We start from the raw sequence: 21370 nt of genomic DNA, 5'->3' as shown, positions 1-21370 counted from the left end.
GGCGAAGGAGGCGGCTGCTTTGTGTCACGTACCGTCTCCTGCCGTGGGGGTGCGTGGGAATTCTGCGGTGAAGACTGCTCCGCCGTGCGGGCCGTTGGCTGCGGTCAGGGTGCCGCCGTGCAGGCGGGTGTTCTCCCAGGCGATGGCGAGGCCGAGGCCGCTGCCCTCGGAACGTGACCGGGCCTGGTCAGCTTTGTAGAAGCGGTCGAAGAGATGCGCGGCGGTCTCGGGAGACAGCCCGCCGCCGTGGTCGGTGACGTTGATCCGTACGCAATCCTCGTCGCCCTCGGATGCGGTCACCCGGACGGTCACGGGCGGCGCTCCGTGGCGCAGGGCGTTGCCGATGAGGTTGGCTATGACGACGTCGAGGCGGCGGGGGTCCAGGCGCGCGGTGACGGGGGGTTCGGGGAGGTCGGTGGAGACTTTGTCCTGCCAGCCGCGGGCGCGTAGGCAGGCACGTACGGCCTCGGCCACGTCGATGTCGTAGGCGATCAGGGTATTGGCGCCGGCGTCGAAGCGGGAGATTTCCATCAGGTCGTCGACGAGCCGTGCGAGGCGGTCGGCTTCGGTGGTGACCAGGCGGGCCGCCCGGCTCATATCCGGCTGGAGGGTGTCGGCGCTGTCGTCGAGGACGTCGCTGACGGCGACCATCGTGGCGACGGGCGTCCGCAGTTCGTGGGAGACGTCGGCGGCGAAGCGGCGGGCGGAGGCTTCCATTCTGCGGAGTTCACCGACCGTGGTCTCCAGTGCGGCGGTTGATTCGTTGAACGCCTTGGTAAGGTCGGCCAGTTCGTCGTTTCCGGTGGCCTTGATACGGCTGGTGAGATCGCCGTCGGCCATGCGTCGGGCGCCGTGCTGGAGCCGGCGCACGGGGCGCAGTACGCCGCGGGCTGCGAGCAGTGCGGGCGGCACGGCGAGGACGAGCGCGGGGATCGCGCCGTACTGGGAGGCGACCCACACGGCGGCCTTCGCGTCGCTGAGGGAGCGCAGCGGGGTGGCTCCGTAGACCTCGATGCCGGACGGTTGTCTGCTGTCGGCGAAGGTGATCGGGGTGCCGGCTGTGAGCCAGGGGGTGCCGTCCTCGGTGACGCGCTGGAAGGTCAGTTCCCGGTTGGCGGTGACATCACGGCGGAGGGTTTCGGGGATTGCAGGGCCGCCCTGGGCCGAGGTCACGGATTGGGTGCCGTAGGTGACGGTGATGATCCGGAAGCCGCTGCCGGAGGCCAGTTTTCCGGCGAAGGAGGTGAGCTGGGCGCGGGTGGGCGGGTAGGGCAGGTCGTCGGCGAACGTGGTGGTCGTGTCCCGCAGGCTGTTGAGGAGGGTGTCCTGTCCGGTCCGGAGGATCGAGATGTGCGCCTGGTAGTAGGTGAATCCCGCCGTCGCCACTACGCTGATGGCCGCGACCAGCAGGTATCCGGCGATCAGGCGGCCCCGCAGCCCGAGCGTGAGGCGCTTGACCGGCGAGGGGCGCTTCACAGCGGTCCGAAGCGGTAGCCGAAGCCGCGCGCCGTCTGTATGTAGCGGGCGGATGCCGGATCATCCTCGATCTTCGTACGAAGCCGGGCGATACCGGAGTCCACCAGGCGTACGTCGGCCGACGGGTCGTGGCCCCATACCGTTTCGAGCAGTTCCTGCCGGGCGAACACGTGACCGGGGTCCGCCGACAGGTGCAGCAGCAGGCGTAGTTCCAGCGGGGTGAGGGCGACGGGGTGTCCGTTCTTGGTAATGCTGAGGCCGGAGCGGTCCACGGTGAGCTCCTCGTAGATCTCGGTGGCTGTGGTCGCGGGTGAGGGGTCCTGCCCGCGTAGGACTGCGCGGATACGGGCGTCGAGGACCCGGCCGCGTACGGGCTTGACGACGTAGTCGTCCGCGCCCGCGTCGAGGCCGCGCACGATGTCGGAGTCGTCGCCGCGGGCCGTGAGCATGATGACGGGTACCGGCCAGGAGGCGCGGATGCGGCGGCAGATTTCGAAACCGTCGGTGTCCGGCAGCATCAGGTCGAGGACGACCAGGTCGGTGCGCGTTGTCCGCAGCGCCGTGAGACCCGCGTGGCCGGACGCAGCGGCGTGGACCCGGTGGCCCTGGTGCTCCAGGGCCAGCTGAAGGCCGTCGCGCAGGGACTGGTCGTCCTCGATGAGCAGAATCTTGGGCATAAGGAAATTATTGCTACCTCTGCCAGCAGATCCGGGCAGCTCAGGCCCTCTCCGGAAGCATTGTTACGGTCCGTCCATACTCTGCCCACAGGCGGCGGACAAGGCGCGGAAACGCTGGCTGGGTGAGCGATCATCGCCGTCGCCGAGCTGCCGCCCGCCGGAACCCCTCCGGCCAGGAGCGGCCCCCCGTACCCTCCGCACCCACAGGAACCTCCATGAACCGTACCCCTCCCCCTCCCCCTGCCCCGGACGCCCCCGCACCGGCTGTACCTCACACCTCCGCGCGCGGCTGCACACCCGCGCAGACAACAGCCGTAGTGCTACTGGTCTTCGGGGGGTTCCTGCTGCCCGTCGTCGGCTGGCTGATCGGCCTGGCCGTGTGGTTGCCGGCCCGCGGATGGAGCGGTCGCGCCAAAGTGGCGGGGGCACTGGTGTGGCCGCTGGCCGCTCTGGTGGTGATCCTCACCAGTGCCGTGGCGTACTGGCTGGTCCTGCCACTGGGCGACCCGGTCTCCTCCGTCGCCACCTCTCTGTTCCTCCTGGTGCCCGGCAGCTGGCTCGTCCTGCTGCTGCTGGCCGCCTGGGCCCTGCTCGGTGCCCGCCGCGCGGAGCAGGGCCGATGATCCGCCGCAGGACCGTCACCGCATGGCTGGGCAGCGGGCTGCTGCTCGCGGGCTGCGCACCCCTGGACGCAGTGGGGAGGCACGACCACGCAGTAGGCCCCCGCAGTACCCCCGATGCGCCCTCGATCACCCGGGCATCCGTCACCGGTAATGACCTGCCACGGGTGTCGCCGACCCCGCAGCAGATACGCCGTACCGGGCCCGATCTCTCGGTGCCGCGTCGGGTGGACCTGCTCACCGCACAGGGCACCGACGCCCGCTCCGTCGCTCTGGTGAAAGCGGCATTGCGCCGCGCGGGTGCCACCGACGTCCGTGTCTCTCCCCTCAGCGGTGCCTCGCGTCCCGCAGGGCCGATGGCCGTCGTCATCGGAATCGTCTCGGCTCCGCACATGGCCGACAAGCTGGGACGCAGCAATGCCTTCACCTCCGGGACACTGCCGCCTGAGGGCTACCAGATCACCACCAGCAGCCTCGACGGCCACATCGAAGTGCTGCTCGCGGGCGCCGACGGCGACGGTGTCCTCTACGCCGCCCAGACCTTCACTCAGCTGACCGCCGGCGGCCGGATAGCAGGCGCCACGGTCGTCGACCACCCCGCCATGCCGCTGCGCGGGGTCGTCGAGGGGTTCTACGGCAAGCCCTGGACCCACGAGGAGCGCCTGGACCAGATCGCCTTCTACGGCTCCGTCAAACTGAACACCTACCTGTACGCGCCCAAGGACGACCCGTACGAACGTGACCGCTGGCGCGAGCGCTACCCGAGGAAACTGGAACGCGAGCTGGCCGAGCTGGCCCGGCACGCCGCCGACCACCACGTGCGCTTCACCTATGTCCTGTCCCCGGGCAAGTCCATCACCTACAACGATGCGGGCGACCGCCAGGCCCTGACCGGCAAGCTCCAGTCCCTGTACAACCTGGGGATCCGGGACTTCGCCCTGGCCTTCGACGACATCCACCCGCTGCCCGTATGGAACGGTGCCGCGGACTTCGCCCGTTACGGGCCCGTCTCGGAGCAGTCCGCCGCCGCCGCTCAGGCCGACCTCACCAACCGCATGCAGCGCGAGTTTGTCGACCAGCACCGCGGCATGCGCCCGCTGCAGTTCGTGCCCACGCAGTACAGCGACCTCGCCGACACCCCGTACAAGAAGACCCTGCGCCGCGCCCTGGACGACCGCGTGCAGGTGTGGTGGACGGGCGCCGACGTGGTGCCCACCTCCATCACCACCGCACAGACCCGTCGAGCGGCCGACGTGTGGGGCCACGACGTGCTGCTCTGGGACAACTACCCCACCAACGACTACGACCACGCCGCCGGACGCCTGCTGCTCGCCCCCTACGCCAAGCGCACCCCCAGGCTCGGCGAGCACCTCAGCGGCGTCGCGCTCAACCCCATGAACCAGGCATCGGCCAGCAAGATCGCCGAATTCACCGGTGCCGACTACGCCTGGAACCCGCGCGCCTACCGGCCCACTGACTCCTGGCACAGCGCCGCGGCACACATGACCGCCCACGACCCGCAAGGCACCCACGCCCTGCTGACCTTCCTCGACACCCAGCACATGGCGCCCAGCTGGACCGGCACACCATGGCAGCCCGCAGCCCCCGCCCTCAAGGCCCGGCTGGACGCCATCGAACGATCCTGGCACACGGGCAGGAAACACCAAGCGGTCACGGCACTGCGCGCACAGACACGCTCACTCGCCGAAGCCCCCACCGAGATCCACAGAACCGTCACCGACCCGGGTTTCGCCGCCGAGACCAAGCCCTGGCTGGACGCACTCACCCTGTGGGCCAAGGCCCTTGAGCACACCTGTGACGGGCTCGAACACCGCGCCAAGGGCGAGAAGGGCAAGGCCACCCGCTCGTTCACCGCAGCGGCCGAGCTCGCGCGGGAGGCGGCCGCGGTACGCACCATCCCCGGCGCCACCCGCCCGCACGGCAACGTCAAGGTCGCCGACGGCGTGCTCGACACCTTCATACACCGAGCCGCGAAAACCCTGTAGGACACCGAGCAAAGGCAGGTGTGCGGCATGCTGACCCGACCGAGAACCCCCAACGCCGCAGAAAGCGAAGGCCAGACCGAACGGACGATGACGTTCGCAGCGGGCTACCTCGTGGCCCCGCACCTGCTGTCCGTCCTCACCCGCAGCTTGACCGACCACCACCCCACCACCTCCAGGCTTCAGCCGAGCCGGTAGTCAATCCACCGCCTGCCGGCCTCCGCCGCCCGGCCCCGGTAAGCGCCCAGAGCGCCGCCGGGGCCATGTGCGTGATGCCATGCCCAGTAGCCGGTGATCGCCACCGCGAACAGGTTCACCGCTGAGCGCGCCGTGCCACGGTCCAGGCATCCGGGCCTTCCGGGGCGGCAGCGAGCCGGTCCCAATGGCCGACCAGCAGGGACAAGGTCTCCCCGACCGGCCCCACTGCTGGCACCGGACACGGCGTCAGCTCCCGCTCCAGCGCACCGACCACGTCCAGCACGGGGGACAGGTCAGCGGACCCAGGCCGCAGATCTGGTTCCCTTCCCCGGACCGCCTCGAAAGCGTTGACGATCCAGCCGCTCGCCTCCAAAGACCACATGAGCTGCGGCGCGACCGCAGCCGGGAGATGCTCGCCGACCACCGCCTCTGCCCGGTAGTGCGATGCCATCGCCGCAGCCAGATCCGCTGCCTTGAGGAACACCTCACTGCCATCGGCGCACCTCACCCGCACGGCAAGACCCTGAGTAAAGCCACCCCCGGGATAGACGACCTCCACCACTGGCGACCCAAGCCGTGCTTGTACCAAGGCCCGCACCTCATGCGGTAAGTCCTCCCAGCGTGCCCGCACCGACGCCGCGTTCACAAGAATCTCCTTTACTTCTGACAGCAAGATCAACACCCTGCCGTTCGGATGGCGATGGGAAAACCGGTCATCAGGCCCGGTCGAGCCCGAGGGCGGCCAGCGCCCGAAGCTTCTCCGAGGTGAGCTTGCCGCGCCTGCTCTTACTGTTCGACAAAAACACCCCGAGCCTCACCTCGGTGCCGTCCTCCAGCCCGGTCGGCGGCGCTGTCACGCCCATTCGACGCCGAGCTCCCGCAGTGCGTCGCGCTGCTCCTGGGCGAGCTTGTCCCGTCTCGTTTTGGTGTTGGAGACCCATACGCCCAGCTTCACGACCACCGGTTCCGTCTCGCCGTCGGCCGTGATTTCTTCGCTGTGGCCTCTTGGCACGGGCCGGTCCGCGCCTTCCCGTTCCACCCACTGCGCGAGGGCCGTCAGGCCGCGCTGGAATGCCTGCTGCGCCTTGCTCGGCTTCGCCGCACGCGTGGCCGCCGGGGCGGGGGACGGCGCCTCAGCGGGCTGCACGCCCAGCCTGGACAGCCGCTCCTGCTGCTCGGTGGACAGCTGCGCCCAGGTGCCCGGCTGCTTCTGCTGCTCCAGCCACTTGCCGAGATCGTCACCGTCCATCAGCACACCGGGGGCGATGGCGGGCAGGTGGCCGTCGGCGTCGACCAGGTCCGCGAGGACCCGGTAGTGCCGTTGCCAGTCCAGCGGCCACGGGCAGTCCCAGTCCGTGTCGATTGCCGTCAGCTGCGCGGCCCGTGCCCCAGGAGCGGTTCGCCCTCCTCATGGAGGTCATCCGCGAGTACGTGAAGGCCGACGGCGGCCGGTTCCGGCTCGATCTGGAACCGCGCGAGAAGGAACTGTTCGCCGAGGAAGTGCAGCAGGAGGTGCTCAACCTCCTCGGCCTGATCAGCGCGAGGCAGCTCGGCCACGAGGACCGGGCCGACCACGTCGTCGCCCACCTCGGTCACGGCGAGCACGCCAAGGCCGCGATGTCGCTGGTGCCCCCGGACGTCGCCGACGACCCGGACAAGCTGTGCGCGATGCGGGACAAGCTCGACACCCAGCAGCACCAGCGGAAGCAGGACGAGCAGACGGTGGAGGACATTGCCCGCGCGAGCGGCATGACCGACGGCTGACCGGGCGCTGCGCAACCCGGTCTTGCACCCGAGGCCCTGCTCATCGGCGACTCGCGGTGCCAGTGACGCGCGACCGCTGCAGCGCTGAGAAGCTGGCGCGGACGCGATTCACGGAACACTGCCGAACGCCCCAGTTCGTCTGGCTGCAGGTTCAACCAGCAAGCTCAGTGTTCGGCTGCCGTGCGGTGGTGTTCCTGGCGGTGGGCGAGTACGTCGGTCATGTGTGTTTCGGCCCAGTCCTTGAGGCCGGCCATGACGTGGTTCAGGGACAGACCGAGGTCGGTCAGTTCGTAGGAGACGGTGACGGGCACGGTGGGCGTGACGGTACGGGTGACCAGGCCGTCGACTTCCAGGGAGCGCAGGGTCTGGGTGAGCATCTTCTGGCTGGCGCCCGCGAGCCGGCGGGACAGTTCGGAGTAGCGCATCGGCCGGGGCCCGTCTTCGTGGTCGACCCCGGGGCGGTGCGGGCCGTCGCTGCCGAGCGCCGCGAGGATCAAAGCGACCCACTTGTCGGAGATGCGGTCGAGTAACTGGCGGCTGGGGCAGCCGTCCATGAACGCGTTGTAGCTCGCTTTCGCCTCGGCCCGCTGCTGAGCCGCCGTCTGCGTTGACATCGATCGCCCCTTCGGTACCTGGAGGCAGCTTACGCACTTTCAAGTGCCTTCTTCCGCCGCGGGATCCACAAAACGAGTATGGAGCACGGAAACGATCACCCCACCGCAGAGGAACAAAGCCATGGGCACCCCCACCTTCCGCACCGCCGTCGTCCGCGTCCCGAACGGGCCCGATTCGATCGAGGTCATCGAGGTGCCCGTCGTCGATCCTGGCCCCGGCCAGATCCGCGTCGCCATCGCCGCTGCGACGGTCAACCCCACCGATCTCGGCGTCGCGGCGGGCTTCTTCCACTCGATAGGGCTGGTCGATCAGCCCGAGCACACGGGCCTGGGCTGGGAGTTCGCCGGCGTCGTGGACGCGGCCGGGCCGGGCGTCGACCTGGCCGTCGGCACCCGGGTGGCCGGTCTGGTGGCCGGCTTCGACCGCGACTACGGCACCTACGCCGAGCAGATCGTGGTCGCAGCGGCCGACGTCGCCCCGGTCCCCGACGGGCTGGACCTGCTGGCCGCGACCACGGTCCCCCTCAACGGGCTGGCCGCTGCGCAGGTCGTCGACCTGCTCGGCGACGCGCCCGCTGGGGCCGCCCGGCTACTGGTGACCGGCGCCGCGGGGGCGGTCGGAGCGAACGTCGCCGTCCTCGCCCGGGAACGCGGCTGGCAGGTGACCGGGCTCGCCCGCACCGGTGACGAGGAGTTCGTCCGCGGCCTCGGCGCCGACTTCACCATGCACGCCGAGCCGGAATGGGACGCAGTCGTCGACCCCGCCCAGTTGAATGAAGAAGCGCTCAAGCTGGTCCGCGACGGCGGAGCCTACGTCGGGCTGCGGCCAGGCCTCGAACCGCCCGCCGAGCGCGGGATCTCGGTCGCCTCCGTGGTCACCGCTTTCGACAGCGCGCGACTGGCCGACCTCCTCACCCGCACCGCCGCGGGCGAACTTTCGGCCCGCGTCTACGCGGTCGTTTCTCTGGACCAGGCCGCCGACGCCCACCGGGCCACCGCCAAGGGCGGCCTCCGCGGCCGCTACATCATCTGCCCCTGACCAGCCCGGCGCCGAGTGCGCCGCCGACCGGGCTCACCGGCACCTGCCCGCCGGAAGCCTCAAACGCCGGGGGCCGGTCCCTGCTGCGCAGCCGACCGCCGGCCCGGCCACGACATCGGCGGCATCGCCGAAACCGGCGAGCTACAGCAGCCCCAGCCATCACGACGTCGGTCGGGACAACGCCGAGACGTCCGGGGCAAGAGACGAAGTAGCCCGCCCCCTGCTGTCCGTGATGCGGTTGCGATGCCTCGCGAGGCGATGCGATGCCCGCCGCCGATCCCGTTCCGTTCTGCCCCGCCGTACGACACCCTCAGGAGATCCGCCATGACCATGAAGCGCCTAGCCACCGTCCTCGCCGTCCTCGGCGGCCTGTTCCTCCTCTACACCGGGATCAGCTTCCTGCTCGCACCGCAGGCGACGGCCGAAGGATTCGGACTGCCGACCTGGCCACAGGACCAGGGGAAGGGCTTCCTGGCGGTCAAGGGCATGCGAGACATCGGCTTCGGACTGGTGATACTCGCGCTGCTGCTGGCCGGGCAGCGCAAGGCGCTCGGGCTGGCGATGGCGGCAATGGCCGTCGTCCCGGCCGGCGACATGCTGATCGTGCTGAACGAAGGCGGCCCGGCGGCGACCGCGTACGGCGTCCACGGACTGGCTGCGGCGACGGTCGCCGTGACCGCGGGACTGCTGCTGCGCGAGCGGCCGGCAGCCGCCTGAGGTCCGCACGAAAGTGGATTTTGATCCGGGGTGGCCGTCGCGTGGGATGGGGAATCCTGACCGAGGGTCGACGGGCTGTGCCCCTTCGCGTCAAGATCAATCTCACCGATAACCGCTGTACCGATGTTCCCGAGGCCGTGATTCAACAGAGGTCCTCCGGCAGGGAAAGTGCCGGGGGACCTCTACATGTCCGAGCCTTCAGTCAATTGAGGTCAGCGGACGTCGAACGAGTGGGTCATGTACGCGTTCCCGGTGTTACAGGCGGCAACCCTGGCGTAGGTGGTGCCGGAGCCGGCGTAGGGAATCATGCACTTGCTGTGGCTCTGGTTCTTCAGCTGGTACCGATTGGCTTTGGAGGAGACCTCCATGCTGAAGATCTGCTCGTCCCACCGGGAGTCACACGGACGCTGCTGGAGGGCTTCCAGGTCGCCGCCGCCCACCGCGGTGACGCACATGTCACTGTTGAGATTGCGCAGCAGGAAGGTGCTGCTGGTGACCGGGTCGATGGCCCACTTCTGGGTCAGGTCCCCGGTGTCGGCCTGGTATTGGACCTCGGCGCCGCCGACCGTCGAATTGCCGGCGACGCCGAGGACGAGGCCGGTCTGCCAGTTGCGGACCTTGGTGCCGCTCAGCGGCCCGGTCGCGTCGGCGGTGCCCACCCCGAGTACGGTCGCACTCAGCGCTACGGCGAGCACGGCGCAGGCAGATCGAATGCGCATGAAGGACTCCTCTGTTTCACACCACTCATTACGTTCCGTGTCCGATTGGATGCGAAGCGTAATGTATCGGCTGCGGGGTCCCGTCACCGCATCGCAACGCAAGATCATCCCGTGGCGTGTTTCTGGCGCATCTAGGAACCGACGCGAATCGCATCTGATGCGAACTGGCGCCATCTTGCGCCGCGTTGTCCGGGTGGACATCGGTAAGCCGCTGATCAGCAGATAGAGGGCCCGCCGTGAGGCTGCTGAGACGGTAGCTGATGGCCGGGCCGGTGTCGTCCCGCTTCACCCGATTGGATGGCTGACCTGTCGTTCCCCTCCGGGCTTCGCATCTGATGCGAGATTCTCGCGCCGGATGCGATCTACGGAGCGTGACGAATTGGTGGGTAAGGACAGGATGGCGCCGGGAGCCGTGCGGCTGCACCTGGCCGACGGGGTGCCGCTGCTGCGGCCGGAGGATCAGGTCTTCGAGGCGATGCTGGACGGCTGGCGCAACCAGCAACTGGCCCGGAACCTTGCGCTGTCGACCATCAACGGCCGTGAGCGGAAGGTGCGGGCGTTCGCCGCGCACGCGGACGCCTTTCCGTGGACCTGGTCCTCGCAGCTGGCGGACGAGTGGTTCGGCTACCTGCGGGCGGTCCACGGCTGTGTCCGCTCGACGCTGCGCGGCTACCAGGAGGCGGTGCGGCTGTTCTGCGACTACGCCACCGACCCCGCCTACGGCTGGGCCGCCGAGTGCGAGCGGCGCTTCGGCACCCATCCGATCCAGGTGTGTCACGAGTGGGACACCGCCGTGCACATGCAGGAGTGCGAGGCCGAGTCCCCGAAACGGGCCTTCACCCGGGAGGAATTGCAGGCGTTCTTCGACCACGCCGACGACGAGGTGAGCCGGGTCCGCAGACGCGGCCGCAAGGGGTGGCTGCCCGCCTTCCGCGACGCGATGTTGTTCAAGACCGCGTACGCCTACGGGCTGCGGCGCAACGAGACGCGGATGCTCGACACGGCCGACTTCGGTCGCAACCCCGAGGGGGCGGAGTTCGGCGAGTACGGCGTCTGCTACGTCCGCCACGGCAAAGCGAAGAAGGGCTCGCTCCCGAAGCGCCGCAGCGTGCTGACCGTGTGGGACTGGTCGGCCGAGATCCTCGACCAGTGGATCAACGCGGTGAGACCCGCCATGCGACACACCGACGGGCCCGCCCTGTGGCCGTCCGAACGCGGCCGGCGCGTCGGTCTGCAACGGCTGGACTCCCGCTTCGCCGCCTACCGCGACGACCTCGGCCTGGACCTGGTCCTGGACTTCCACTCGCTGCGCAGGTCGTACGTCACCCACCTGATCGAGGACGGCTGGGACCCGCTGTTCGTCCAGCAGCAGGCCGGCCACGACCACGCGTCCACCACCTCCATCTACACCTGCGTGTCCTCCGACTTCCGCACCCGCACCCTGCGGCGGGCCCTGGACGCCACCATCGAGGCCGCGCTCAAGCCCGCGAGGAGGGCCCAATGAAACGCCAGGTCAGTTACCAGTGGCGGCTGCGCGAGCGGATGGCCGCCGCAGGGATGTTCACCACCAGCGAGCTCGCCCCACCGCTCGCCGAGCGCGGCATCGACCTCTCCCTCTCCCAGGTCCACCGCCTGGTCACCGGCACCCCCGAGCGGCTGTCGCTGCCGGTGCTGGCCGCGCTCTGCGACATCTTCGAGTGCACCCCGGCCGACCTGATTGCCACCAAGGCGGAGAACGCCACCATCCGCAAGGTCGCCACCGGCGACGCGGTCGTCGACCTGTCGGCGGTCCGTCCCAAGCGCGCCCGCATCCGGCCCGAGGGATGAGCCGCACCCGCGTCCGCGCCGAGGACCTGTTCTGCGCGCGCTGCCGCCGGGCCGTGCGTTTCGGGGCGGCGCACTGGCCCGAGGGCTATCTCTGCCCGCGCTGCTACGACCACGCGCTGGAGACCTACGGGACCTGCACCGGCTGCGGCACTGAGCGGCTGACGCCCGGCCTCGCGCCGGACGGCGGCAAGCTCTGCACCGACTGCGCCGGTGGCCTCGGCGACTTCACCTGCGAACGGTGCGGACGAGAGGCCAGGCGCTACCGGCGCGGAGTCTGCGGCCAATGCGTGCTGGCCGAGCGCCTTGGCGAACTCCTTGACGACGGCACCGGCTCCGTCCGGGCCGAACTCCTCCCGCTCTTCGACGCCCTGGGGCAGACGCGCCGCCCGAAGGGCGCCCTGACCTGGACCAGCAAGCCCCACGTCCAGCGGAACCTGCGAGCCCTGGCCCGCGGCGAAGTCCCGCTCACCCACGAGGGCCTGAGCCGGCTTACCCCCTGGCGCTCCGTGGCCTACCTGCGTGATCTGCTCATCCAGGCCGGGATCCTGCCACCGGCCGACCGGCAGCTGCTGCTGTTCCAGCGATGGCTCGCCGAGAAGCTGCCCGCCATCGACGATGCCGGGCACCGGAAATTGCTGGAGCTCTTCGCCGCCTGGCACGTCCAGCGCCGCCTGAACACCCTGGCCGGCCGCGGCCCGCTCACCGGCAAGCAGGTCCAGCAAGCCCGCGACGAGATCCGCCTCGCGACCGCCTTCCTTGATCACCTTGCCGAGCGTGGACGGTCTCTCGCCGACTGCGCGCAGGCCGATGTCGATGCCTGGTACGCCGGCGGCTACACCGCCCGACGCCTCACCCACGCCTTCCTGCGGTGGGCGATGCGGTCCAAGCACCTGCCGAAGGTTGCCATCCCACACCGCTCCACAAGCAATCCCGCCCCGCTCGCCCAGCACCAGCGGCTCGCACTGCTGCGACAACTCGTCACCCACGACGACGTGCCGCTCCAGGACCGCGTCGCCGCCGTGCTCGTCCTTCTCTACGCACAGCCGCTCACCCGGATCGCCCGGCTCGGCATCGACGACGTCCTGCACGAGGACGGCGAGGTCCTGGTCCGGCTCGGCGACCCGCCGTCGCCCGTTCCGACCCCCTTCGCCGGAATGCTGCTGGACTACCTGGGGCAGCGGCCGAACACCATGACCGCGACCGATCCGGACGCCCGATGGCTCTTCCCCGGCCGCCGGGCTGGACAGCCCATAACCCCGGAAACTCTGGAACTCCGAATCCGTCACCTGGCCTTCCCGACCCAGCGAGGACGCACCGCGGCGATCCGCCACCTCGTCCTCCAGGCCCCCGCTCCGGTGGTCGCCCGGATGCTCGGCTACCACGACGACACCACCGCCCAGCTCGCCGCCGAGGCAGGAGGAACCTGGCGTTACTACGCTCCTGGCGACCACTCACGGTCACCAGGAGCGTAGTAACGCCGCCCCGCCGAACAGTTCGGCGGGGCGATGCGATCACAGTGGAATCGAATGGGCTCAGGCTCGCTCTCGCACCTCGGTGCCGTCGTACGTCCCGCCGACGCAGGTGCCTAGCCCCGGCTCGATCTGCATAACCTGCCCGCCTCCGTCCAAGCACTGTCGCGGGAAGATCCAGGCTTCCGCGTTGGCGAATCCCGCGCTTCCGAGTGTGAGAGCAACGGTCCCGGCGCACAAGGCAACCACTGTAAGGGCACGACGCATGGGGACATCCTCGGGTCGAATCGGTTGGGCAACCAGCCAATTGGATCCCCGTTCGGTGCCTTGCTTTCGGCATTCCTCCGATTGTGGGCGCGTCACGCTCGCATCCGTCGGTTGTCGAGGAACGACTACCTGGGGTGTGAAACTGGCGACCACTCACGGTCACCAAGAGCACTCAACAGCTGAGGAATACGAGACTCCCGATTACGCGAGGTCGCCAGTTTCATGCCCCTTCTTGACCGGCTGTCACGGCACGTTGTACTTGCGCTCGGGCTCGCGCATCTTCATGCCAGCACGGCGATCACGCCGGATCGCCGCGTACAGCTCGACCTTGGACATCTGCGGCTTGACCAGGGCATTTCACCAGAAGCACCCCGATGCTGCCCTGGCAAGTACCCCAGCGCTGTCAAAACTCGGTTCTGGCACAGATCTTGGGGAGCGGTCGCGGAGGGTGACGATGTTGTTCGATTGAAAGGGTGGTCACGAACCCCGGCTGCCCGATTCAGCCGCTCACCTCGTAGCCTCCGCGCATGACTGATGATTCGTTCCAGTGCCGCTGTGTCCTCTGCCATGACTACGGTGACCGAGACGAGGCGGACCGCGCGGATCTGACGATCATCGAGAATGTGCAGCAGCACGGATGGCACGTCCAGATGGTTCCCGAGGACGAGATCGGTCCTGTATTCGCCTACGCGATCGGCCTCGCGCACACTCACGGCGGACCTGAACTCGCCATGTTCGGACTCGATATCCACGCTATGCACCGCATGCTCAACAGGCTCGGAGCGAAGTCCGCCGCGGGTGCTGTATTGGCTGAAGGCCAGAGGCATCCTGAGGTTTTCGACGGTCACCAAGTCGCGCTCAGGCAGGTCGATCTCCGCTGGTACCGAACCTTCTTCGGGCGGGCTATGGGGTTCTACCGGCGGCCTCCGTTGCCTGTGCTGCAAGTTGCGTGGCCCGATGTGGATGACCGTTTCCACTGGGAAGATCAGGCTGAGGAGAGGCATCGGGAGTCGCAGCCTCAGTTGTGGCTGCCGCCGAGGGAGCACCCTGTCGGGGTCTGGACGACCGCTCTGAACCGCCCCGGCTCGAATGGAGACTCGATTTCATGAAAGGATCGAGTCATGGCACGACCTTCCCGTTACCTCCTTGAGCTCCGCCGCTGTGCGGTGCGCATGGTCGCCGAGGTGCGCGACGACCATGCGAACGAGACTGCCGCTTTGCAGGCAGTGACCGAGAAGCTCGGCATCGGGTCCCGCGAGACGCTGCGGAACTGGGTGAAGCAGCACGAGATCGACGCGGGAACGCGACCCGGGACGACGACGGAGGAGTCCGCCCAGCTCAAAGCGTTGAGGAAGGAGAACGCCGAACTGAAGCGGGCCAACGAGATCCTGAAGGCCGCGGCGAGTTTCTTCGCGGCCGAGCTCGACCGGCCACACACGCGCTCGTAGCGTTCATCGACGAGCACCGGGACCGCTTCGGCGGCGTCGAGCCGATCTGCAGGACGCTCACCGAGCACGGCTGCAAGATCGCCCCTTCCACGTACTACGCCCACAAGAAACGCCTCGAAACTCCCTCCGCCCGTTTCGTGCGCGATGAGGAACTCAAGGAGCGGATCCAGGAGGTCTACTCGTCCAACTACCGCGTCTACGGAGCCCGGAAGATCTGGCGCGAGCTGAACCGGCAGGAACACGCCGTGGCCCGCTGCACCGTCGAGCGCCTCATGCGCGAGCTCGGCATCACCGGCGCCGTCCGCGGCAGGGAGGTGATCACGACGATCACCGATCCGGCTGCCGAGCGGGCTCCGGACCTCCTCGACCGCAACTTCGTCGCCAGTGCCCCCAATCGCTGCTGGGTCGCGGACTTCACGCACGTCGCCACCTGGAACGGGGTCGTCTACGTCGCCTTCGTCATGGACACCTTCTCCCGTCGCGTCGTCGGCTGGTCCGCCTCCACCACCAAGGAGACCAGGCTCGTCCTGGACGCCCTGGAGATGGCCCTGTGGCAACGCGATCGGGATGGATTCCCGTATGAACAGGGCGAGTTGATACATCACTCGGACGCGGGGTCGCAGTACACATCGTTCGCGCTGACCGAGCATCTGGACCGAGCAGGGATCGCGGCATCGATCGGCTCGGTCGGCGACGCCTACGACAACGCCCTGATGGAATCTACGATCGGCCTGTTCAAAACCGAGCTGATCAAACCCGGCCGGCCCTGGAAGACGCTCTCCCACGTCGAGCTCGCCACCGCCGAGTGGATCGACTGGTACTGCCACCGCCGACTCCACGGTGAGATAGGCCACGTCCCACCCGTCGAGTACGAAGCCAACCACTACATGAAATCCACGAAACCCCAGGTCACAACCACAATCTGAGATCTCTACCGAACCCGGGGCGGTTCAGACACCGGCAGGCAGCGGGCTTGCCGGTGCCCCTCCGCGCTAGGCCGTTGTCGGCTCGCTTACCCGTGCGTTTGGCGAGCTTGTACCCGGCGTCGAGGACGGCTGGCGGGGGGCTCCCGAGTCGCCGTACCAGACGAGGTCTGGTGGCATCCGAATGGTGTCGGGCGGGCGGGCCGGGGGGCGAGGGGCCCCGGAGTGCCGGGGTGTGGACGAGCTTCCCTTGCCCCCTCAAGCGTCAACTCAGCGTGCCGATACCGCTGTCGGCTTCGGAAGTGTGCAGCCCGTGGCCGACAGGTTGAGCTTGTTGCCCGTCGTGAAGCAGGCGGGGATGCCGTAGGTCTCCTGGGCGTATCCGATCCCCTTGCGGATGGTGACGGCCCCCTGCTCGTTTACCTCGCAGGGGTTGTCGAGGGTGCAGCTTTCACCGCTCTCGTTGGTGGTGTTGTTGATCGCCGTGACCTGCCCGGTCGTCGCGTCGATGGCCGGGGAGCCCGAGGTGCCCCCGATGACCTGGCACTCCGGGGTGTAGCGGACGGCGTCCTTCCATGTCCACTGGCCCTCCTTCAGGCGGTACGCGAATCCGTCGACGGAGCAGGAGTAGACCCGCTTCCAGTAGCCGGAGACCACGTCGATCGCGTGCCCCTGCACCGGGTGGGTCGCGGACAGCGTCAGCGGCGCGATTCCCGTGGACTGCTGTATCTGGGCGTAAGTCTTGGTCAGTTGGTAGAGCGTGACGTCCGTGTCGGTCATCGTCGCGTAGACGACTTTGTTCGCCTTGAGTGTTCCGGCGGTGCCGGCCGAGGCGTTGAGCAGCGTGAAGCTGCGGGTGGAGGACTGGTTGGTGATGACCTGACCCGCGCTCGGGAAGCCAGTTTCGAGGCAGTGGCCGTTCGTCATGACCAGCCCCGGGTCCGTCGCCTGCGAGTTCGGCATGCGGACCAGGGAGCCTGAGCAGTTGCTGAGCGCCACGGTGCCGGCGAAGGAGGCGGCTGTCACCGAGGCGGGCGTACTGTCAGGGTGCACGGCGGCCGTCGCGGCAGTGGGGGTCGCCCCGCTCGCGCGGTCGGGTGCTGCGGCTGCCGTGCCCGTGGTGCCTGCCAAGGCGGCAGCAGCGGTGAGGGTGGCGAGGAGAGGCTTGCGCATAGTGATGGTCGGTCCTCTCGGTTCGGCCCGGGAGCCCGGTGGCCCCCGGGCGGCGAAGGGTGACCGCATTGTCGGCGTACGGCCAAGTTCCCCGCTACCCCACCACTCCGTCCTGGCTCTTTCCGCTCCCTTGACGGCCACCGCACTGGGACTGTCTTCCTTGGCCATGGGCATACAAAGGCCGACCGTCCCGGCGCCTTGAGCTCGTCACACGGTCATGTCGAGGTGCGCTGGTGAGGTGTGACCGGTGTGACGATTCCGCCGATCGAGGGGTGTGGGGAACCGGCCGTGGATCGTGGACGACGAGTTGTGGGAGCTGATCGAGCCTCTGCTGCGGCCCTGGCCCGAGAGGGCGTCTGGCCCGAAGCCGGTGCTCGATCGGCTGTGTCCGCGGGGCATCCTGTGCGTGCTCTCCAACGACATCAGCTGGCAACTGCTGCCGCTGGAGCAGGGGTTCCGCTCCGGACGGACCTGCTGGCGCGGACTGGGCCGGTGGCATGAGGCCGACGTCATCGCCCAGCAGCACCGCCTCCTGCTCGCCGAGCTTCACGCGGCGTCCGCTCCCGTGCGTGGATCAAGATCAGGCACGTCCGCACCGCCGACGTGATCGTCGGCGGGTGGGTGCCCGGCCGCGGCCGGCTCGCCGGTCTGCCCGGCGCGCTCCTGGTGGGGGAGCGGCACGAGGGCACTTGGCGTTACGTGGCAGCGTCGGTACCGGGTGGAGCGACAGGGAGCGCACCACCCTCGCAGCCCTGCTCCACGTTGCCGCAGTCGACGAGTGCCCGTTCGACGAGGCACCGTCGGCTGCACCAGTCGCACGCCACCAGAGCCACGCCCGCACCGCCGGCATCGAGCCAGTCTCCGCCGAGGCCGTATTCAGCCTCGACGCGCTCACCGCCCGCTACGCTCAAGTCTTCGGCCGAGCCGACTACATCTGTCGGCGTACACGCCACTTTCACCTGTACGCCGGCAACATCGAAACAGGAGCGGCCTGTGCGTCACTGGCTGCCTTGGTCAGATGTCTGCCGGTACGGTGCTGTCGTGGGGTTCGGTCCCGACGATGAGTTCGCCGTGTCCTGTGCCCGCTGCGAGCGATGCTTTCCAGATTCGTTCCTCCCACTCCGGTGGCCAGCTGGTTGACGCGTCCCATCGGATTCCGTCGAGATCGAGTCCGTCCAAGTCCATTGAGCGCAGGTCTGCGCCGCGGAAGTCGGTACAGGCCTGCTCGACCGCAGCCACCGCTGTGGACAACGACACGGCCTCCCTGTGAGCCAGATCGACGTCGTCCGCCAGGTCCTGCGACACCTCGAGCATGCCCAGCCACGAACGTGCGACCGCATCGAGTTGGGGGAGGAGCTCCCTGTCGAGCAGGTGCTTCGAGTGGAGGGCCTCCGCCACGAGCCGGGAAGCGAAGGTAGACAGGCAGTCCTCCACTTCCAGCACGTAGTCGTAACCCCCCCAGTGCCGGTGGCGGCTGCGCAGGTTGCCGCAGTGCGGACAGCCTGCCCAGGTTGCGACTCACTCGCAGGAGATTGTCGCGGGCCGCGTCTGGCAGCGTCTCCTCCTCCAGGGCGGCGATGAGTTCCTGCACCGTGTCCACCGCATCCCCCGTCACGTGCACCGCATTCAGTGGCCAGTACTGCCGAGCACAATCCATTGCCTGCTCGCGGTACTTGAGCCGAACCGATACCGACCGCCGCATCAGGAGAGCATCGGCTGGCGCTGTCCCGCCTGCTACGGCATGTCCGGCAGGTTCCCTACGGTGCCGACGCGCCAGACGGCCTGTCACCGCCTCTCCTGTCCGGCGGTGTGCGGCTGCAAGCAGCCGGCCCAGTACCTGGTCGGGATCGCGGAGCTCAGGTGGCCCTCCGCCGCCCGTCAGGCCGTCGTAGACGGCGATTCCCAGCTGCTTGTGTGCACGTGCCAGCAGAGCTTCGAGACGTTCGGCAGCCTGATCGCTGCTCATCGCTCCTCCTCCACAGTCCTGTCGTCCGACTCCGCAAGTCCCATGCGGACCTTGAGCGTTGCCCGTGCGCGGGAGAGGTTCTGACGGGCGGCCTCAGGCGAGATCCCCATGGCCTCGGCGCTCTCCTGCGCCGTGAAACCGTCCAGAGTCCAAGCCATCGCAGCACGCTGCTTGGCCGGTAACGTCAACAGCAGTTCGATCACACGCCGTTCCTCGCCCCCGAGTTCTGCGGCGTGCGCGGGAGACTGCCAGTGCTCCGTCGGCGCGTCGGGAACCTCCGCGCACGGTTCTTCCCGCACCTGCTGTCGTAACCAGGAGCGCCAAGCCACCTTGCGTAACCACGCCTTGGGATGCCGGACACTCGTCCCTGGCCGGCACATCTGGGTGAATGCGTCCTGAGCCGCGTCTTGTGCCTCGTTCCAGGACGCTCCGTGCAGCAGCAAGAAACGAACCAGGCCGGGGTATTCAGCGTGATGCAGTTCCTCGGCCAGATCCCGGCCCTGGAGGACTGCGGGCGGCAACTGCTCCGGTGGATCGCTGACACGAACCTCAGCGCTCGCCGCGTCCTCCATGACGGCTCACCCCGGCTTCTGCCATGCAACCGATGCCGCAGGACCCAGAACGTGACAACAGCCTGCTTTGAGCGTGGTCGTTGAGCAGACGCGACACATGACGCCCCACTTCCTGCTCCAGCCGCTTTTGAGTGAACCGCAGGGCGCTGCTGGCAGCCCCCACAAACACGACCGCCTCGCTTGCCACCAAAACCGGATCCACCCTTGTCCTCCTGTGTGCTCTGTTGCTGATGCCGTGAATGAGCATCGCCCTGTCTAGGTTCTGTCCGGCGGATCATGTGACTGCCTCGCGTTGGGATCATTGTTCTGGTCATGGGGCGGGGCGATCTGACGAACGACGAGTGGGCGCGAATCGCGCCGCATCTGCCGAGGTCTGGGAACCGGGGTGGGTGTTGGAACAATCATCGGAAGGTGATCAACGGCATTCTTTTCCGGATCCGCACGGGTGTTCCGTGGCGGGATCTGCCGGAGCGGTTCGGGAGCTGGAAGACCGTGTATGAGCGCCACCGCCGCTGGTCAGCGGACGGAACTTGGGACGGGATCCTCCAAGCTGTCCAGGCTGATGCCAGCGTCCAGGGGCGGGTCGACTGGAGCATGGTGAGCGTGGACTCCACCTCGTGCCGGGCTCACCAACACGCCGCCGGGGCGCCGCGCAGAGCGCCACGGATCGCGAAAAGAAGATCAACGCCTCGGCAACACCGCCCCGACGAAGGACTCGGTCGTTCCCGGGGCGGTCTGACCTGCAAGATCCATCTTGCAGGGGAAGGCGGCCTCCGCCCGCTTGCCCTGCTGATTACTCCCGGCCAATGGGCCGACAGCCCGCAGTTGATCCCCGTCCTCGAACGCATCCGGGTTAAACGACCCGGTGGTGGTCGCCCGCGCACGCGCCCCGACCACCTGGGCGGCGATAAGGCGTACAGCTCCCGCCGAAACCGCCACTACCTGCGCAGACGCCAGATCAAGCACACCATCCCCGAGCCGAAGAACCAACGAGCCAACCGCCAGCGCCGCGGCAGCCGAGGAGGCCGACCCGCAGGCTTCGATAAAGCGATCTATAAGCGCAGGAACGAAGTTGAGCGGACGATCAACCGGCTCAAGAACTTCCGGGCCGTGGCCACGAGATACGACAAACGTGCCTACGTCTTCCACGGCACCGTCACAGTCGCCGCAATCCGACTCTGGCTTCAGACCTCACCCGTTCTCCACGCGTCATTGTGAAGACGACGACCCGGCCGCAGGACGCCATGCAGCTGGCCAGACCACGTCTCGGGCAACGGCCCCTGACACACCGAGGCTCGACCGAGCGTGTTCAACATAGCGACTCCGCGCATCCCGGAACTCCAGATACGCCTGATCCCAGTTCTGTTCGACTTCTGTGGCGATGCCCCGAGCCAGGCACTCCAACCGCCACAAGCAGTGGTCCAGGGTCTTGGACGCGGTGTTCGTCTCCGTGTCACCAAGCAGCCCGAGCGTTTCCGAAAGCGCAGAACGGCGAGACTCCAACTGGCCGAGATCCGACAGCACTTCGGGTGTCGGTTCCAATGGCATGGGCCCTGACACCAACCCGCGGGCGGCAGCGATCATCTGACAGCGAGCCGCTAGCTCTTTGACGGCGTGAGCGTACTCGGCATAGGCCGTCAAGCGGTGCTCGTCCCATCGTACGGCTTGTTGTCTGCGCCACCTCGTACGCTCGTTCGCGCTGCTCACCAGGAACGACGTGACAGCCCCCAGGGCGACACCCACGAGCGGAAGTATCTGGCCGGTCAGACTCACAATGGACTCCCGATCAAGTAGTACAGCAACTACCCAATCCTTTCCACGGCAGCCGGGCAGCACAACACCCATCAGGGCAGCCGACGGTGATCCGCCGGACAGGACCTAGCCCGCTCACCATCTTG

General features: G+C 68.2%; 22 protein-coding genes and 2 pseudogenes. 14 read left to right on the top strand and 10 right to left on the bottom strand.

The features are described 5' to 3' along the window. Positions 1-24: 24 nt before the first annotated feature. Positions 25-1476 carry an ATP-binding protein gene (locus tag NRF20_RS00760; RefSeq protein WP_413751770.1) on the bottom strand — a complete coding sequence of 484 codons (1452 nt, stop codon included), beginning with the start codon at positions 1474-1476 and terminating at the stop codon, positions 25-27. Continuing rightward, a complete protein-coding gene (locus tag NRF20_RS00755; RefSeq protein WP_322110659.1) occupies positions 1473-2153 on the bottom strand; it encodes a response regulator transcription factor in 681 nt (226 codons plus the stop codon). The genes NRF20_RS00760 and NRF20_RS00755 overlap by 4 nt, the downstream gene beginning before the upstream one ends. Before the next feature lie 215 nt (positions 2154-2368). On the opposite strand from NRF20_RS00755, the gene NRF20_RS00750 reads away from it, so the two are divergent. The 3 genes from NRF20_RS00750 to NRF20_RS00740 are packed head-to-tail and all read left to right on the top strand — an operon-like array spanning position 2369 to position 4974. Continuing rightward, a complete protein-coding gene (locus NRF20_RS00750) occupies positions 2369-2776 on the top strand; it encodes a hypothetical protein (protein WP_398634588.1) in 408 nt (135 codons plus the stop codon). Next, on the top strand, positions 2773-4779 hold the full coding sequence (locus tag NRF20_RS00745; RefSeq protein ID WP_413751769.1) for a beta-N-acetylhexosaminidase family protein: 2007 nt from the start codon (positions 2773-2775) through the stop codon (positions 4777-4779). Before NRF20_RS00750 ends, NRF20_RS00745 begins: the two co-directional genes overlap by 4 nt. 27 nt (positions 4780-4806) lie before the next feature. Beyond that, entirely contained in the window at positions 4807-4974 is a 168-nt protein-coding gene (locus tag NRF20_RS00740; RefSeq protein WP_398634586.1) for a hypothetical protein, read from the top strand. Positions 4975-5089: 115 nt separating this feature from the next. Here the strand turns inward: NRF20_RS00740 and NRF20_RS00735 are convergent, their stop codons facing one another. The 3 genes and pseudogenes from NRF20_RS00735 to NRF20_RS00725 form a co-directional block, all read right to left on the bottom strand. Then, a complete protein-coding gene (locus tag NRF20_RS00735) occupies positions 5090-5488 on the bottom strand; it encodes a hypothetical protein (RefSeq protein ID WP_413751768.1) in 399 nt (132 codons plus the stop codon). Positions 5489-5690: 202 nt separating this feature from the next. Next, positions 5691-5837 (bottom strand): hypothetical protein, encoded by a 147-nt coding sequence (locus NRF20_RS00730; protein WP_398634584.1) that lies wholly within the window; start codon positions 5835-5837, stop codon positions 5691-5693. Further along, positions 5828-6358: pseudogene (locus tag NRF20_RS00725) on the bottom strand (helicase associated domain-containing protein); the annotation flags it as partial. The pseudogene NRF20_RS00725 and the gene NRF20_RS00730, both read right to left, overlap by 10 nt. On the opposite strand from NRF20_RS00725, the gene NRF20_RS00720 reads away from it, so the two are divergent. After that, positions 6358-6738, top strand: coding sequence for a hypothetical protein (locus NRF20_RS00720; RefSeq protein WP_398634583.1), 381 nt, complete (start codon positions 6358-6360; stop codon positions 6736-6738). The pseudogene NRF20_RS00725 and the gene NRF20_RS00720 sit on opposite strands and share 1 nt — an antisense overlap. A 164-nt stretch (positions 6739-6902) precedes the next feature. Here the strand turns inward: NRF20_RS00720 and NRF20_RS00715 are convergent, their stop codons facing one another. Next, on the bottom strand, positions 6903-7352 hold the full coding sequence (locus tag NRF20_RS00715) for a winged helix-turn-helix transcriptional regulator (protein ID WP_398634582.1): 450 nt from the start codon (positions 7350-7352) through the stop codon (positions 6903-6905). Positions 7353-7473: 121 nt separating this feature from the next. Between NRF20_RS00715 and NRF20_RS00710 the strand changes: the two genes are divergently transcribed. Beyond that, positions 7474-8391: an alcohol dehydrogenase catalytic domain-containing protein gene (locus NRF20_RS00710; RefSeq protein ID WP_398634581.1), complete on the top strand. Its 918-nt coding sequence runs from the start codon at positions 7474-7476 to the stop codon at positions 8389-8391. Between the two features lie 324 nt (positions 8392-8715). After that, positions 8716-9108, top strand: coding sequence for a DUF4267 domain-containing protein (locus NRF20_RS00705; protein WP_398634580.1), 393 nt, complete (start codon positions 8716-8718; stop codon positions 9106-9108). A 212-nt stretch (positions 9109-9320) separates the two neighbouring features. Here NRF20_RS00705 and NRF20_RS00700 read toward each other — a convergent pair whose 3' ends face one another. Continuing rightward, positions 9321-9827 carry an RICIN domain-containing protein gene (locus NRF20_RS00700; protein ID WP_398634579.1) on the bottom strand — a complete coding sequence of 169 codons (507 nt, stop codon included), beginning with the start codon at positions 9825-9827 and terminating at the stop codon, positions 9321-9323. A gap of 397 nt (positions 9828-10224) precedes the next feature. Between NRF20_RS00700 and NRF20_RS00695 the strand changes: the two genes are divergently transcribed. From NRF20_RS00695 to NRF20_RS00675, 5 genes are all read left to right on the top strand, one after another. Then, positions 10225-11331, top strand: a complete 1107-nt coding sequence (locus tag NRF20_RS00695) for a tyrosine-type recombinase/integrase (protein WP_413751767.1) — start codon at positions 10225-10227, stop codon at positions 11329-11331. Further along, complete coding sequence (locus NRF20_RS00690) at positions 11328-11654, top strand: helix-turn-helix domain-containing protein (RefSeq protein WP_398634577.1); 327 nt, start codon at positions 11328-11330, stop codon at positions 11652-11654. Before NRF20_RS00695 ends, NRF20_RS00690 begins: the two co-directional genes overlap by 4 nt. Then, positions 11651-13126, top strand: coding sequence for a hypothetical protein (locus NRF20_RS00685; protein WP_398634576.1), 1476 nt, complete (start codon positions 11651-11653; stop codon positions 13124-13126). Before NRF20_RS00690 ends, NRF20_RS00685 begins: the two co-directional genes overlap by 4 nt. A gap of 791 nt (positions 13127-13917) precedes the next feature. Continuing rightward, the gene (locus NRF20_RS00680; protein WP_398634575.1) at positions 13918-14499 is read left to right on the top strand and encodes a DUF4262 domain-containing protein; all 582 of its coding nucleotides are present in this window, start codon (positions 13918-13920) and stop codon (positions 14497-14499) included. Positions 14500-14511: 12 nt separating this feature from the next. Continuing rightward, positions 14512-15764 (top strand): IS3 family transposase gene (locus NRF20_RS00675; RefSeq protein ID WP_413751766.1). Its coding sequence is split into 2 segments (ribosomal slippage): positions 14512-14794 and positions 14794-15764, totalling 1254 coding nucleotides; the frame shifts between segments, so codons are not numbered across the junction. Positions 15765-16031: 267 nt separating this feature from the next. On the opposite strand, the gene NRF20_RS00670 is transcribed toward NRF20_RS00675, so the two are convergent. Beyond that, entirely contained in the window at positions 16032-16934 is a 903-nt protein-coding gene (locus NRF20_RS00670) for a S1 family peptidase (protein WP_413751765.1), read from the bottom strand. A gap of 274 nt (positions 16935-17208) precedes the next feature. Between NRF20_RS00670 and NRF20_RS00665 the strand changes: the two genes are divergently transcribed. Further along, positions 17209-17541: a transposase gene (locus tag NRF20_RS00665; RefSeq protein ID WP_413751764.1), complete on the top strand. Its 333-nt coding sequence runs from the start codon at positions 17209-17211 to the stop codon at positions 17539-17541. Next, positions 17487-17743 (top strand): annotated as a pseudogene (locus tag NRF20_RS00660) (ATP-dependent DNA ligase); the annotation flags it as partial. The gene NRF20_RS00665 and the pseudogene NRF20_RS00660, both read left to right, overlap by 55 nt. A gap of 205 nt (positions 17744-17948) precedes the next feature. On the opposite strand, the gene NRF20_RS00655 reads toward NRF20_RS00660, so the two are convergent. Beyond that, positions 17949-18377, bottom strand: a complete 429-nt coding sequence (locus NRF20_RS00655) for a hypothetical protein (RefSeq protein WP_398634960.1) — start codon at positions 18375-18377, stop codon at positions 17949-17951. Positions 18378-18896: 519 nt separating this feature from the next. Further along, on the bottom strand, positions 18897-19472 hold the full coding sequence (locus NRF20_RS00650; RefSeq protein ID WP_413751763.1) for an RNA polymerase sigma factor: 576 nt from the start codon (positions 19470-19472) through the stop codon (positions 18897-18899). Positions 19473-19784: 312 nt separating this feature from the next. Between NRF20_RS00650 and NRF20_RS00645 the strand changes: the two genes are divergently transcribed. Then, positions 19785-20690 carry an IS5 family transposase gene (locus tag NRF20_RS00645; protein ID WP_398634958.1) on the top strand — a complete coding sequence of 302 codons (906 nt, stop codon included), beginning with the start codon at positions 19785-19787 and terminating at the stop codon, positions 20688-20690. Positions 20691-21370: the final 680 nt, after the last annotated feature.

The organism is Streptomyces sp. R-74717 (assembly GCF_047305335.1).
In the GTDB taxonomy this organism is placed as follows: Bacteria; Actinomycetota; Actinomycetes; order Streptomycetales; family Streptomycetaceae; genus Streptomyces; species Streptomyces atratus.
This window is presented reverse-complemented; position numbering and strand designations above follow the sequence as displayed.